The 14,578-nt window shown below is 63.0% G+C and carries 14 protein-coding genes; 6 read left to right on the forward strand and 8 right to left on the reverse strand.

Annotated elements, in window-relative coordinates; translation table 11 throughout:
- The first annotated feature begins 70 nt into the window (after positions 1–70).
- The 3 genes from GSQ75_RS06505 to GSQ75_RS06515 all read left to right on the forward strand — a co-directional run bounded on the left by GSQ75_RS06505 (position 71) and on the right by GSQ75_RS06515 (position 2,703).
- The gene (locus GSQ75_RS06505) at positions 71–1,537 is read left to right on the forward strand and encodes an aldehyde dehydrogenase (protein WP_158753639.1); all 1,467 of its coding nucleotides are present in this window, start codon (positions 71–73) and stop codon (positions 1,535–1,537) included.
- 81 nt (positions 1,538–1,618) lie between these two features.
- A complete protein-coding gene (gene can / locus GSQ75_RS06510; protein ID WP_254058485.1) occupies positions 1,619–2,278 on the forward strand; it encodes a carbonate dehydratase in 660 nt (219 codons plus the stop codon).
- Positions 2,275–2,703 carry a Rid family hydrolase gene (locus GSQ75_RS06515; RefSeq protein ID WP_158753641.1) on the forward strand — a complete coding sequence of 143 codons (429 nt, stop codon included), beginning with the start codon at positions 2,275–2,277 and terminating at the stop codon, positions 2,701–2,703. The genes can and GSQ75_RS06515 overlap by 4 nt, the downstream gene beginning before the upstream one ends.
- A 93-nt stretch (positions 2,704–2,796) precedes the next feature.
- On the opposite strand, the gene GSQ75_RS06520 is transcribed toward GSQ75_RS06515, so the two are convergent.
- From GSQ75_RS06520 to GSQ75_RS06535, 4 genes are all read right to left on the reverse strand, one after another.
- A complete protein-coding gene (locus tag GSQ75_RS06520; protein ID WP_216840617.1) occupies positions 2,797–3,033 on the reverse strand; it encodes a hypothetical protein in 237 nt (78 codons plus the stop codon).
- 188 nt (positions 3,034–3,221) lie between these two features.
- The gene (hutG, locus tag GSQ75_RS06525) at positions 3,222–4,001 is read right to left on the reverse strand and encodes an N-formylglutamate deformylase (RefSeq protein WP_158753642.1); all 780 of its coding nucleotides are present in this window, start codon (positions 3,999–4,001) and stop codon (positions 3,222–3,224) included.
- Positions 4,002–4,031: 30 nt separating this feature from the next.
- Positions 4,032–5,378: a glutathione-disulfide reductase gene (gene gorA / locus GSQ75_RS06530; RefSeq protein WP_158753643.1), complete on the reverse strand. Its 1,347-nt coding sequence runs from the start codon at positions 5,376–5,378 to the stop codon at positions 4,032–4,034.
- Between the two features lie 112 nt (positions 5,379–5,490).
- A complete protein-coding gene (locus GSQ75_RS06535) occupies positions 5,491–6,750 on the reverse strand; it encodes an FAD-dependent oxidoreductase (RefSeq protein ID WP_158753644.1) in 1,260 nt (419 codons plus the stop codon).
- 192 nt (positions 6,751–6,942) lie between these two features.
- Here GSQ75_RS06535 and GSQ75_RS06540 point away from each other — a divergent pair, with 192 nt between their 5' ends.
- Positions 6,943–7,518, forward strand: coding sequence for a C40 family peptidase (locus GSQ75_RS06540; RefSeq protein ID WP_158753645.1), 576 nt, complete (start codon positions 6,943–6,945; stop codon positions 7,516–7,518).
- A 67-nt stretch (positions 7,519–7,585) separates the two neighbouring features.
- Here GSQ75_RS06540 and GSQ75_RS06545 read toward each other — a convergent pair whose 3' ends face one another.
- The 4 genes from GSQ75_RS06545 to GSQ75_RS06560 all read right to left on the reverse strand — a co-directional run bounded on the left by GSQ75_RS06545 (position 7,586) and on the right by GSQ75_RS06560 (position 12,158).
- On the reverse strand, positions 7,586–8,824 hold the full coding sequence (locus tag GSQ75_RS06545) for an FtsX-like permease family protein (RefSeq protein ID WP_158753646.1): 1,239 nt from the start codon (positions 8,822–8,824) through the stop codon (positions 7,586–7,588).
- A gap of 10 nt (positions 8,825–8,834) precedes the next feature.
- Complete coding sequence (locus GSQ75_RS06550; RefSeq protein ID WP_158753647.1) at positions 8,835–10,157, reverse strand: ABC transporter permease; 1,323 nt, start codon at positions 10,155–10,157, stop codon at positions 8,835–8,837.
- 232 nt (positions 10,158–10,389) lie between these two features.
- Complete coding sequence (locus tag GSQ75_RS06555) at positions 10,390–10,875, reverse strand: peptidylprolyl isomerase (protein WP_158753648.1); 486 nt, start codon at positions 10,873–10,875, stop codon at positions 10,390–10,392.
- A gap of 50 nt (positions 10,876–10,925) precedes the next feature.
- Positions 10,926–12,158 (reverse strand): MFS transporter, encoded by a 1,233-nt coding sequence (locus GSQ75_RS06560; protein ID WP_158753649.1) that lies wholly within the window; start codon positions 12,156–12,158, stop codon positions 10,926–10,928.
- A gap of 138 nt (positions 12,159–12,296) precedes the next feature.
- Between GSQ75_RS06560 and GSQ75_RS06565 the strand changes: the two genes are divergently transcribed.
- Both GSQ75_RS06565 and GSQ75_RS06570 read left to right on the forward strand, forming a co-directional pair.
- Entirely contained in the window at positions 12,297–12,953 is a 657-nt protein-coding gene (locus tag GSQ75_RS06565; RefSeq protein WP_158753650.1) for a class I SAM-dependent methyltransferase, read from the forward strand.
- A gap of 178 nt (positions 12,954–13,131) precedes the next feature.
- Entirely contained in the window at positions 13,132–14,469 is a 1,338-nt protein-coding gene (locus GSQ75_RS06570; RefSeq protein ID WP_158753651.1) for a DEAD/DEAH box helicase, read from the forward strand.
- Positions 14,470–14,578 lie beyond the last annotated feature (109 nt).

The following is a 14,578-nucleotide window of genomic DNA, read 5'->3' on the forward strand; positions in this document are numbered from 1 at the left end:
TCCCACGCCGGCGTCACGCATACACCGGCGTCCGGTGCATTTGCCACACGCTGGTTTTAAGCTTGTGCAGATGCCCATCCTGCGCCTAGCCAATCTGATCGACGGTCGCCTGCAGGCGCCACAGCACGACGCATGGCTCGATGTGCATGAGCCGGCCGCCGGCGCCGTGTTCGCGCACTGCCCCGATTCCAGCGCCGACGATGTCGATGCCGCCGTCGTCGCCGCCAGCCGAGCCGCCGCCGGCTGGGCCAACACCCCGATTGAACAGCGCGCGCAATTGCTGCAGCAACTGGCCGACCTGATCGAGGCGAGGCTGGAGGAGTTCGCGGCACTGGAGTCACGCGACAGCGGCAAGCCGCTGAGCCTCGCACGCAAGCTCGACATCCCGCGCGCGATCAGCAACCTGCGCCATTTTGCCGCCGCGATCATGACCTGGGGCAGCGAGTCGCACGCGATGGAAACCGGCGCCACGGGCACCGGCGCCATCAACTACACCTTGCATCAGCCGCTTGGCGTGGTCGGCTGCATCAGTCCATGGAACCTGCCGCTGTACCTGTTCACCTGGAAAATCGCGCCGGCACTGGCCGCGGGTAACACGGTGGTCGCCAAGCCATCGGAAGTGACGCCCTGCACGGCCGCGCTGCTCGGCGAACTGAGCATCGCGGCAGGTTTTCCACCTGGCGTGTTGAACATCGTCCAAGGTCGTGGTCCGACGGTGGGCCACGCGATCGTGGAGCATGCGCGGGTGAAGGCGATCTCCTTCACCGGCAGCACCACCACGGGTGCACAGATCGCCGACGGTGCTGCCAAAAAATTCAAGAAACTCTCGCTGGAGATGGGCGGCAAGAATCCGGCGATCGTGTTCGCCGATGCCGATCTTTCCGATGCGAACCTGGACACCATCGTGCGCTCGGGTTTCGCCAACCAGGGTGAAATCTGCCTGTGCGGTTCGCGCCTGCTGGTGCAGCGCTCGATCTACGAAACCTTCCGCGAACGTTACCTTGCACGGGTGCAGGCGCTACGGGTCGGCGACCCGGATGATGCCGGCAACGACCTTGGGGCGATGGTCTCGAAAGTGCACTTTGACAAAGTGATCGGCTGCATCGAACAGGCCCGGGCCGAGGGTGGTCGCGTACTCTGCGGCGGCCATGCGGTCAGCGTACCTGGCCGCTGCGCCGAAGGCTGGTTCATCGCGCCCACAGTCATCGACGGACTGCCGTACTCCGCGCAGACCAACCAGCAGGAAATCTTCGGCCCGGTGGTCAGCCTGATCCCGTTCGAGGACGAGGACGAAGCGCTGGCGATCGCCAACGACAGCCGCTATGGCCTCGCCGCCTCGCTATGGACGCAGGACCTTTCGCGTGCGCACCGGTTCGCCGCCCAGCTCGAGTTCGGTATCGTCTGGATCAACTGCTGGCTGCTGCGCGACCTGCGCACGCCGTTCGGCGGCGCCAAGCAATCCGGACTTGGCCGCGAGGGCGGCAGTGATGCGTTGCACTTTTTCACCGAGCCGAAAAACATCTGCATCCGCTATTGATCAGGTGTTACCTAATCAGATGCTTTTGATCCACCCCGCGGCGCAAGTCGCATCGACGAGTACCCAACCGTGACCAGTCCCCTGCAAGAACTGCTTGATGGCAACCGCCGCTGGTCTGCTGCCAGGCATGCGGAAGACCCGCATTTCTTCGAGCATCTGGCGAAGCAGCAGTCGCCGAAATATCTGTGGATCGGCTGTTCCGACTCACGCGTGCCAGCCACCCAGATCGTCGACCTGCCGCCAGGCGAGATCTTCGTGCAACGCAACGTGGCCAACGTGGTCTCGCACAGTGACCTCAATTGCCTCAGCGCGATCCAGTTCGCGGTGGACATCCTCAAAGTCGAGCACATCATCATCGTCGGCCATTACGGCTGCGGCGGCATCCAGGCCGTACTGGACGAGCGCCGGCTTGGCCTGGTCGACAACTGGCTGCGACATGTCGGCGACGTGGCGGAAAAGCATTCCTCACTGCTCGCTTCACTGGACCTGATGTCGTTGCGCAACACCCGCCTGTGCGAGCTCAACGCGATCGAGCAGGTGACCAATACCTGCCGCACCACGGTGGTGATGGACGCCTGGGAACGCGGCCAGAAACTCGCGGTACACGCGTGGTGTTACAGCCTCGACAATGGCCACATGAGCGATCTGAACATGCACGTCGACTCGCGCGACGCGCTGGAGCCCGCCTACGAAAACGCCCTGCAGCGATTGGTGCGGCTACCGGCAGCGTATCGGCCATGAGTGGGATCATTCGCACCGACGCCGCCCCTGCGCCCGTCGGCGCCTACCCGCACGCGCGACGCGTCGGCGACCTGCTGTTCCTGTCTGGCGTCGGCCCGCGCCAGCCCGGCAGCAACGCGATTCCCGGGAATGTCTGCGACGAGCACGGCCAGCTGGTCGCCTACGACTTCGAAGCGCAATGCCGCCAGGTCTTCGCCAATGTGCGCGCGGTGCTGACAGCCAGTGGCGCAGCGTGGGCTGACTTGGTCGATGTCACCGTATTCCTGACCGACATGCAGCGGGATTTCGCGACCTACAACCGGCTGTATGCCGAGTATTTCGTGGGCGTCGACGCCTGCCGCACCACGCTGGGCATCAGCGCGTTGCCGACGCTGATCGCGATCGAACTGAAGTGTATTGCGGCGCTGCCGGCAGCCACACGCTGAGTCGTCGGCTCGGTCATTCACACCATGCATCGCCCATGAAAAACCCCGCCGGCATACCGGCGGGGTTTCGATTCACAACAACCGAACTGACTATCAGCCAGCCGTGCTGGCAGCGGCCGGAGCTGCTGCCTTCTTGTGCTTCGCTTTGTGGTGAGTCGTCGTTGTGGCAGCTGCCTTCGGGGCAGTATCGGCAGCCGGGGCAGCCATGGCGGAAGCCGGGGCTGCAGCAGGCGCGGCGGCCTGCGGAGCTGCAGCAGTCTGGGCCAGCACAGAACCGGAAAGAGCCACGCCAGCCACGAGCAGGGAAGCGATCGCAAGTTTACGCATCATATGTTCAGCCTCGGAGAATTTAGGTATCGCGAACCCGGCCGGAACCCGGCAACTCGGGTGGCGCGACGACCCAACAATAGCAGCAGCAACGCCGTACGACGACTGAACAGAACACGGGACTTTCACGGTCGCCGGGCCGCTGGTTCTTGACATTGATTCGCGTCAATTTCACACGCAATAATTTGCGATTATTGCAAACTGACCTGCAGCAATTGACTGATCAAGGCCTGCACCGCGACCGCCCGGCCTTCGTCATATGCAAAGCTTTCTTCGTCCATGTAATTGAACTGCGCCAGCTCCAGCTGTATTGCCTGCACACCCGCAGCGGGATGGCCGTAATGACGGGTGATGTAACCACCCTTGAAACGTCCGTTGACGGCAAAACTGAAGCGGGACTGTGACTCCAGGCAGGCCTGCAGCCGCCCCTGCAGTGGTGTGCCGCAGCTGGCTCCCGATGCCGTGCCGAGATTGAAATCCGGCAACTGGCCCTCGAACAGCATCGGCACATGGCTGCGAATGGAGTGGCCCTCCCACAGCACCACCCGGCCATGCTCGGCATGCAATCTGGCAATTTCTTGCGAAATGGCCTGATGGTAAGGCTGCCAGTAGTCATTTATCCGCTGTTGCACTTCGGCGGCATCGGGCAAACCACCGTCTTGATACAGCGGCTCGCCATCGAAACCGATGGTCGATACCAGACCGGTCTCGCGTTGACCCGGATACAGGGCGTGACCATCAGCAGGCCGGTTCAAGTCAACCACGTAGCGCGAGGCCAGCGGCTTCAGCACGCTGGCGCCCAGTGCCTCGGCCAGTGGTTCGTAGAGCCGCCCCACATGCCAGTCTGTGTCCGGCGAGCGGCACGCCGCCGGGTGCATGCGTGCGGCGATGTCGTCGGGAATGAAGCTGCCGTCATGCGGCAGGCTGATCAACAGCGGCACGCGGCCGCGCTGCAAGGTGAAATTGGCCATGCGCGCCATTCTACTTGCGCGGGCTCGCGTTCACCCCATCAGTATCAGTTCTTCCGCCGAAGTCGGATGAATCGCCACGGTGGCATCCAGGTCACGCTTGCGTAGGCCGAGCTTCAGCGCCACCGCGAAACCCTGCAGCATTTCATCGACGCCCGGACCCAACGCGTGGATGCCGACCACCCGCTCCTCGACGCCCACGCTGATCAACTTCATCAGGCTCTGCTCGTGCCTGCCGCCCAGCGCCCACTGCATCGGAGTGAAGCGGCTGCAATGAACCCTGACGGCATCACCGTATTGGCTGCGGGCCTGCGCTTCGGTGAGCCCGACCATGCCGAGTGGCGGCTCGGCAAAGACCACGCTGGGGATATTCTCGTAGTCCAGCTGCGCATCCGGCTGACCGCCAAACAACCGATCCGCTAGCCGCCGACCGGCGGCGACCGCCACCGGTGTCAGCGCCTTGCGTGCGGTGACATCACCTAACGCATGGATGCCCGCCACGTTAGTGTCCTGCCGCGTGTTGGTCAGCACGTGGCCGTGATCGCCGGTGCGCACACCTGCTGTGTCGAGCGCCAATGCCTCCGTATTGGGTACGCGACCCACCGCCCATAGCACGGCGTCGTAGGGGCCGTGTGACGCAGTCGACGCATCGGCCAACATGATGCCGTCGTCCGTGCGATGCGCGGCCTGGATGGCGCTGTGAGAGCTGAAACGAATGCCATGCGCCTGCATCTGCAGCATCAATGCCTGTACCAGCTCGTCATCGAAACCCTGCAACAGCGGGCCATGCGCCAGCACTTCCACCTCGCTGCCGAGCGCGCGCAGCAGGCCGGCAAATTCCATCGCAACATAACCACCGCCCACGATGCCGATGCGACGCGGCAAGGCATGCAGCGCAAATATATCGTCAGAGACCATGCCCAGCTCGAAACCTGGTAACTCAAGCCGACGTGGCCGTGCGCCCGTGGCAATCACGATCTGCGCAGCCTGCAATCGGTTGCCGTCCGACAACTCGATCGTATCGGAAGCGACGAAGTGTCCGGCCTGACGGAGCAGTTGCACACCCGCTTCCTGCAGGCGCTGCGCATAGCGTTGATCGATCGCGTCGATGTAGCGCTGACGCAAACCACGGAAGTGTTCCCAGTCGAGCAAGCCGGGTTGCGAGGCAAAACCAAATTCGACTGCAAGTTGCTGTGCCTGCGCCAGCTGTGCGGCAAACCACAACGCCTTCTTGGGCACACAACCGCGATGCACACAGGTGCCACCCAGTGCAGCGGGATCGAGCAACACCACGCGGGCACCATGCTGAGCGGCACGAAAAGCGGTGGCCAGGCCACCGGATCCGGCACCCAGCACGATCAGGTCATGGCTTGCGGTCATCGGTACGCCCCTGGGAATTCGCTCGAAGCTAGCTGACGGTAAGCGAAGTTGCCGTCAAACCGCTCGCCACGATGCCATGCTTGTTTCAGTGCGCTGTCTACAGGCGAATCGTCTACAACCCGAATCGCGCCGGTGCATATGGTGCTGTGTCGACAGGCGAGGCTGGCCCCCCAAGCATCGAGGCAACCAGCTCGCCCGTCGCCGCCGACATGCTCACGCCAAGCATGCCGTGCGCAGTCGCCAACAGCAGGTTCGACCAACGTGCGCAAGGTCCGATGATCGGCACTTCGTCCACGCTCATCGGCCGCCAACCCCACCACTCTTCGAGCAATTCGGGACCTTCGGGCTCACGCAGGCCACTGGCAGCGCCGCGTCGCAGTGCATCGAGGCGGGTGCGGTTGAGACCCTCCGCATAACCGGAAAACTCCATCGTGCTGCCCAGCCGGTAACCGCTGGCCCAGGTCGTGACGCAGACCGAGGCCTCACGCAGCACCAGCGCATGGCGTGGCGCATGTACCGGGCGCGAATAAGTCAGCGAATAACCCTTGCCTGGCTGCATCGGCAACCGCAGATCCAACGTCTTCGCCAGCAGCGGCGACCAAGCGCCGAGTGCCATCACGACTCGATCGCCCTGGAAGGCGCCGCGGTTGGTATGCACGTCGCTGATGCGGCCATTGGCGGTGCTGAAACGCTCGACCCGCGCGCCGGTCTCGATCACACCGCCCAACTCGACCACGCGTCGTGCCAGTTCAGCCGCATAGCGATCCGGCCGAAGCCGCGCATCGCCGGGATGCAACAGGCCGCCGACCACGCCCGGTTTCAGTGCCGGCTCCATCGCCTCGACCTGCTCACCATGCAAGCGCTGCACCTCGATGCCCAAACGCTCCAGCACGGCGACGTGATCGCGCGCGTCCGCCGCTTGCCGCTTTGCCGTGCGATAGACGTACAAGTCACCTTCCTCGACGAATTCGCAATCGAGCGGCTCGTCGCGCACGAGCTCGGCCAGCAGCTGGCGCGAGCGCTGCAGGATCGCCGCGCGTGCGGTGGTGGCACGGGCAAAGTCACGCCAATTGCAGTGTCGCGCGAAACCCAGCAGCCAGCGCAGCCGCGGTCCGTCGAAGCGCGGATTGAGATACAGCGGCGCATCCGCAGTCAGCATTGATCGCAGGGCAATGCCGATGACTCCCGGCATCGCCAACGGCGGTGCATGGCTCGGCGTGATCGTGCCGCAATTGCCGTGCGAACTGCCGCAACCTGGCGTGCCCTGTTCAAGCACCCGTACGCTGGCACCCGCCTTGAGCAGGTACAGCGCACTTGCCAGGCCGATGACACCGCCGCCGAGAATCAGTACATCACTGTGCGAAGCATTCATCCGCAAATTGTAGCGGGCTGATCTGCGCGCATCGGGGTGGCGGCAGCATGTTTGAGACATGCGCTGCTTCAATCCTCCTGAAAAGTGCGCGATCGATCAAAGCTTGCATCCAATGATTCGTCTAATTTCTCAGGACTTCCTTACAAGTGATTGATTTGATAACCTCGGCGCGACTCACGCCGAGGTTGCTCCATGCGCCTGGAATCCACTGCCAGCTTCGCGTCCACGCCCTCGCCATGGCGCATCGTGCGTCAGTCGTTGCTGGTGACCGCGCTCCTGCTGCTGGCCGCGTGCGCCAGCAACCCGCATCGACGCGAGCCGACCTTCACCGACTCGCATTCCTCGCTGGCCGATCTGCCGGCCCGCGCACCTTCGGCTGCCAGTGCCGGCGCTGCAAACGATGTGCTGTTCCGCGCCATGGCCCTGGTCGGTACGCCTTACCATTGGGGCGGCAACACGCCGGCAGGTGGTTTCGACTGCAGCGGGCTGGTCGATTACATCTATCGACAGGCAACCGACATCCTGCTGCCGCACAGCTCGCGCGAAATGGCCGCGATGAGCGGACTGAAGGTGTCACGGATGACCGAGCTGGCCAGTGGCGACCTCGTGTTCTTTGGCAGCCGAGGCGGCATCAGCCATGTCGGCGTGTACGTGGGCAAGGGCCGCTTCGTGCATGCGCCGAACAGCGGCGGCACGGTGCGGCTGGACGATATCGACGGACCGTACTGGCGCGACCATTTCGAATACGGCAAGCGACTGCTCGATTGAGATCAACAGCAGGCGAATGCCAAACGCATGGAATCCCCTCTGTGGCCAGGGCATGGAGCTGCCGAGTTCAAACCGACCGTGTCGCCACCACCGGCGGCACGTTGGAAGCACGGCGCGCCGGTACCAGCACCGCCGCCTGACCGAGCGCGAGCATGGCAAGTACGCCTATGCCTACGTAGCGCAACGGAAGACGCGTCATCTCGTAATGCGTCATCAACCATTCGTTGAGACCAAAGGCAAACAGCGCGCCGGCTACCACGCCACCACCGGCGATCAGCAGGTTCTCAATCTGAAAGTAACGCCGGATGTCGATCCTGCGGGCACCGAGTGCACGCCGCACGCCGATCTGCCGGGTTCGTTGACCCACCCAGAAACTGGTCAGGCCGACGATACCTGCGGCGGTAACACTCAGAAGAATGACGCAAATCACGCTCATCAGCAGCGCCATACCACGATCCGACCGATAAGCCCGGGCGCGCATTTCGGTAAACGCGTGGATCCCGCCCAAGGGTCCTGGCATGAGGCGCATCGGGTTGACTGCGAACAGTGCCTGGCGCACTTCACGCATCGCCGCTTGTACGCGCCCCGGCCGCGCACGCACCACATAGCCTGACCAGCTTTCATCATCGCGGAACGGCTCCAGCACCGAGTTGAAGGCCCAGGTGCTCTCCGACCTCCTCGGTGTCTGCAAGCGTTCGACGATGCCCACGATGGATGATGGCTTGCCATCATCCTGATACACCGTCTGGCCGAGCGCATCGCCGTTCGGAAAGAGTGCATCGGCCACGGGTTTGCTCACGATGATGACGGGTGAGTCGGCGTGAGCGCGTCCATGTCGGATCTCGCTGGCGTCGAAGTCGCGGCCGGCGATCAGTTGCAGGCCCAAGGTGGGCCGCAAGTGCTGGTCGCAGTAATAATAGGCCGCATGCACGGATAACCCTTTCTGATCCGCATTGAGGGTGATATCGCCGGTCGTATACCCGCTCAGCAAGGGGATGCTTGTCGATGCGGCAACATCCTGCACATCAGGCAGGCTCCGTAACGTAGCGAGATCCGTACGCTGCAGGGCATCGAGCTGCTCGATGGTGGCGGCATCATCGCCGGCAGGCGCCGCTGGCCATCCCTGCAAAATCCAGATCAGACCGTTCTCATCGGCACCGGTCGGGCGATCCATTCGCTCGATACGCTGACCGATGATGAAGATCGCATTGGCGACGATCGCCAGCGTCAGCGCGATTTGCAGCACGATCAGCAGCACGGCAGCCTTGTGTCGCCGCAATGCGGCCACGATCGGATGAACGGTCATGGCGTGATCCTCACGATGCTTTCAACTGCCACGCGGGCTGTACACGCGAGGCACGATAGGTGGGGTAAACGCCTGCAACCAAAGTGGCGGTCACGGCAAGCAGCAGCGTGAGCAAGAGTAAGCTGGGGTCGATCCTCGCCAGCACAGCGTATGACGCTGGCAAGACCTGGTCGACACTGAACACGCCCATGATCGTAAACAGCAACCCCAGGACGCCGCCGCCAACCCCAATCACGCCTGCCTCGGTTAGGAATTGCGCATAAATGGCCTTGCGCGATGCACCCAGCGCGCGTCGCACGGCGATCTCGCCGCTTCGACGCAGGAACTTGGCCAGCAGCAAGCCAACCGTATTCACAAGGCACACAATCAACAGGCCCTGCGCTACCAGCAGCGAGACCTTGGTGTCGCTGGGTACGATGTGCTCGTGATCGAGAAACGCCGGCACGTCGCGCAGACGATTGTTCGGCGCCCAGCGGAAGCGACCGGCCTTTTGCTGCTCGCTTGCATAATCATCGAGATATTGCCGATACCGTTGTACGGCTGCGACATCATCAAGTTCGGCCATATAGGCGATCCATACGCAATCGGAGTTTTGCAGTCCGACGAAATCGCCTTGAGGATCGCTCGCGCCCTTCCTGCAACCGTCCCAGCCCGCGTTGATCATATTGATCGCCACCGAGTGCCGGAACGACAGGAACACGTCGGGGCCGTCGACACTGTAGTAGCCACCTTCGATATCGAAGAAGCGCGGCTGCAGATTCCAGTCGCGCATGACGCCGACGATACGATAGTCGTGGTTGTCGATATCGATCGTCTTGCCGACGCTGTTGCCGCCACCGAAAACCTGCTGGTTGAGCTTGTCGCTGATCACCGCCACCGGCAACTGACTGACATCGTCGTCGACACTCCAGCCATTGCCGTAATGAAACGGCACATCCAGCATGGGGAAGAATTCGCTGTAGACCGCATAGCCATCGAGTTCGACCGGGCCGCGGTTCCGGCCTGTGTTGGTCGGCATCAGCGACGGTCCAATCGGATAAATCGCCGATTGCCGGGTGGCCCGATGTTGACGCATCAGCGCCATCGCATCGGCGTAGTCCAGTGCATCGGGGGGCTCGTCATGGAAGCGGTCGCCGGGCCCCCACGAGTCGATCTGTGGCATGAACAGCCGTGACGACTTCCATGGGATCGGATCGCCGGACAGGCCTCGGAATACCGAATACGTTGTCATCGACGCCGCTACGCCGAAGCCGATCGACAGAATCATCAGTGCCGTGAGGCCAGGGCTGCGCCTAAGGCTGCGCACAGCCAGTTCGAGGTAGTAACCAAACATCCGTTTCCCCTTGCGTCACTAACCCCGTGTTGATCCGGCCTGACTTCGACCAAACCGCTTCACGAAATACTATTGCAAGCCTACCCGGTGTTGAGAGCCACCTGTGTGTAGTGTGTAGATGGAACTACGAGGCAAAGCTGCCTTCACCCGATTCTCCATGCAGCAGCCCTGCGAAACCACAACAAACAACGGCGCCCGCAGGCGCCGTTGTTGTTTACGAATGTACTCAGACTCAGTGCGCTTCAGCACCCGGCGGATGCGCGTGACCATGCACCACCTCTTCCTCGGTGGCATCGCGCACATCGTTGATGACCACGTCGAAGTTGAGCGTCTTTCCAGCCATCGGATGGTTCAGGTCGACGTCGATCGCGCTCATGCCGACCTTGTGCACCGTCACCGCGCGCTGGTTACCATCCTTCAGCTTAAGCACGGTAACCATGCCGGCCTTGAGGCGGCTGGCCTGCGGAAAATACTTTTTCGACATGCGCTGGATCTGGTCTTCCTGGCGTTCGCCATAGCCATCGGCCGCCGCCACCTCGACCTGCAGCGTCTCGCCAGCCTCATGGCCTTCCAGCGCCGTTTCGAGACCCGGGATCAGCTGACCGTGGCCAAGCAGGATCCACAACTGCTCGTCGTTGTCATGCGAGCTCTCAACCTTCTCGCCGTCCACCGTCAGCGTGTAGTGGATCGCGATGACCTTGTCCTTGCCAGCCTTCATTGCCTGTCTCTCGAAGAAGTAAAGAACGCAATTCTATCAGTGCATCCGGATCATGGCCGCGTCTTCTCGAAATCCAGCCCGCGCGCTTCCGGACCCAGCCACACCAGCAGCGCCAGGATCACCGCGACCACGGCAATCCACAGCGACATCGCGAAGGCATAGTCACCGCCGCGCCAATGAGCGATCCAGGTCTGCGCCGTGGCCGTGCCGGCCGCCAGCAGGTTGCCCATCTGATAGGCAAACCCCGGCAAGGTGGCGCGCATCGAACCCGGCGAGAGTTCGTTGAGATGCGTTGGCACCACGCCCCATGCGCCCTGCACCATCACCTGGATCAGGAACGCACCGAGGCCGAGCAGCAGCAACGAGCCGCCGTAGGTCCATAATGGAATCACCGGGATCGCGAGCAGCGCGGCAATGATCATCGCCTTGCGCCGACCGATCCGCTCGGACAATCCACCGAAGAACAAACCGCCGACCAGCGCACCGAGATTGAGCAGTGCGACCAGCATGAAGGCCGCACCGGAGCTGGTATCCAGGTGCAGGTTCACTTCCTCGAAGGTGTGATACATGTCCTGCGAGCCATGGCTGAACATGTTGAAGGCCGCCATCAACAGCATCAGATAGATCGCCAGCTTCCAGTGACCGCGCATGGATTCAAGCACGCCCGTCTTCTGCTGCTGCGCCTGACCGCTCTGCCACACCGGCGACTCGGGCACGCTGCGGCGGATGTACAGCACCAGCAGCGCCGGTACGGCGCCGACCACGAAAAGCCCGCGCCAGCCGATGTGATCGAACAGCAGCCAGTTCGCCAGCGCGGCGAGGAAAAACCCACAGGGGTAACCACTCTGCAGCAGACCGGAAATCAGTCCGCGCGACTTGGCCGGGATCGACTCCATCGCGAGCGAGGCACCGATGCCCCACTCGCCACCCATCGCGATACCGAACAGGAAGCGCAACACCAGCAGCATCGTAAGTGAGGTCGAGAACGCGGTGGCCAGCTCGAACAGCGAGAACAGGATCACGTCCAGCATCAGGATCGGGCGCCGGCCGAAGCGATCGGCCAGCCGTCCGAACAGCATCGCACCCAGCGGCCGCGCGGCCAGGGTCAGGAACAGGCCGTAGGTGACCTTGGCATTGTCCACGCCGAATTCCTTCGATACAGCGACAATGACGAAGGTCAGCAGGAAGTAGTCGAATGCATCCAGCGTCCAGCCGAGGAAACTTGCCAGCACGGTATGCCGCTGGGTGGTGTCAAGTTCACGCAAGGGTGCAAGCAATGACATCTGGAGCTCCTCGGACAGGACCGGCAAATCGTCGCTATCGTATGCATGGCATGCTCAAGGCGCGCAACTGCCATGCATGACACGCAGGCATCCGATGACCTAGGCTGACTTTCTGCGCCCTCGATATGTGGAACCCGGATGGATCGAACCACGTGCGCACGGATCGCCAAGCTGTATGACAGCCGGCTGCAGCGCGGCTATGTCATGGGCAAGTTGGCCAACGATCCAGTCTATGCCGCCACGGTCGCGGCGATTGCCGACACACAGCTGCCGTTGCTCGATCTTGGCTGCGGGATCGGCCTGCTCGGACAGTATCTGAGCGCGGAAGGCCATCGACAGCCCTACGTCGGACTTGATCATGACGAACGCAAGATCGCGGCCGCACAACGCGCTGCACAACGCGCCGGACTGAATGCGACGATGACCTTGCGCCATGCCGATGCGGCCGAACTTCCCGCGCTGCACGGCCACGTCGCCTTGCTCGACGTGCTGCACTACCTGCCAGCCGAGCGGCAGCCTGCGCTGCTGCAGGCGGCGATCCGACACCTGGCACCACAAGGCTGTCTTATCATCCGCAACGTGTTGCGCGAACCGAACTGGCGCTTCCATGTCACCCGGCTGGGGGAATTTTTCCTGCGCACATCCGGCTGGATTCCCGATGGCGCTCAGCACTATCCGACGGCCGGCGAATTGCGTGTACCGCTGGAAAACGCCGGGCTCGACGTGCGTATCGAACCATTGCGAGGGCGTACGCCGTTCAACAGTTACCTGATCGTGGCACGAGCGTTGTCCTGACAGGCATTCCGTCGCGGTCGACGTGCCTCTGTTCAGGTTCACCTCCGCAAAGGCAGGCATCGTGCCAATGTCCTGCTATACTTGTCAGCGCAGTCGCTCTGACTGCTGCGGCACACCGCCGCCCTTTCCCCAAGTTTGCAACACGGTATGAACACTCCGGGTTGCTCAGGAGTGTTACATGTCTTTCGATTCGCTGGGCCTTGCGCCCGCGTTGTTGCGTGCGCTTGCCGATTACGGCTACACCCAGGCTACCCCGATCCAGACCGCCGCGATTCCGCCGGCGCTGGAAGGTCACGACCTGCTTGCTGCTGCCCAGACCGGCACCGGCAAAACCGCCGCTTTCGCACTGCCGCTGCTGCAGAAGCTGTCCACCAGCGGCCAGACCATGACCCGTCGCCCGCGTGCGCTGGTGCTGACCCCGACCCGCGAGCTGGCCGCCCAGGTACATGAGAACCTGCGCGACTACGGCAAGCACATGCAGGTCAGCGCCACCACCATCTTCGGCGGCGTCAGCATGGGCCCGCAGATCAACGCACTGCGTCGCGGCGTGGATATCGTCATCGCCACCCCCGGTCGCTTGATGGACCACATGCAGCAGCGCACGCTGGACCTGTCCGGCGTGGAAACACTGATCCTGGATGAAGCCGACCGCATGCTCGACATGGGCTTCCTGCCGGCACTGAAGCGCATCCTCGTCGCGCTGCCGAAGAAGCGCCAGACGCTGCTGTTCTCGGCCACCTTCGCACCGGCGATCAAGACGCTGGCGATGGAGTTCATGCACAACCCGCGCGAGATCTCGGTCTCGACGCCGAACGCGGTCGCCACCCTGGTCAGCCATCAGGTGCACCCGGTCGACACCTCGCGCAAGCGCGATCTGCTGCTGCACCTGCTGTCGGCCGACAGCCGCCGCCAGTCGCTGGTGTTCAGCCGCACCAAGCATGGCGCCGACAAGCTGGTGACGTTCCTGAATGCCTCCGGCCTGCGTACCGCCGCGATCCACGGCAACAAGAGCCAGAACGCGCGTACCCGCGCACTGAGCGACTTCAAGAGCGGCCGCATCACCGTGATGGTGGCCACTGATATCGCCGCGCGCGGCATCGATATCGAGCAGCTGCCGATCGTGATCAATTTCGACCTGCCATCCGTAGCCGAAGACTATGTGCATCGCATCGGCCGTACTGGCCGTGCCGGCATGGAAGGCCTGGCGGTGTCGCTGGTCAGCCACGACGAGTCCGGCCTGTTGCATGACATCCGCAAACTGCTCAAGCAGGACATTGCGATCACGCCGATTGCCGGTTACGAGCCGTCCACCCCGCTGCGCCTGGATGCCGGTGCACCGCGCCCGAAGCAAGGTGGTGGTGGCAATGGTGGTGGGCAGCGTCAATCGCGCGCGCCGCGCCAGGGCAAGCCGTCCGGTTCGGCCCGACCGAGTGGCTATGCGCCGCAGGGTCGTGGCGACCACGCCGCCGGCAACCAGCGCCGCCGCTCGAATTCGCGACCGGCCGCCAAGGCCTGAGCGATTATTCGAGCTATGCCAAACGTGGCGGCCTGATGGCCGCCACGTTTGTATGTGGGGCCCGGATCCCGTCGCCGCATTGCGCTCAGACGCCGTAAGCGGTCATCGC

The sequence above is a fragment of the Dyella sp. S184 genome (assembly GCF_009766065.1).
In the GTDB taxonomy this organism is placed as follows: Bacteria; Pseudomonadota; Gammaproteobacteria; order Xanthomonadales; family Rhodanobacteraceae; genus Rhodanobacter.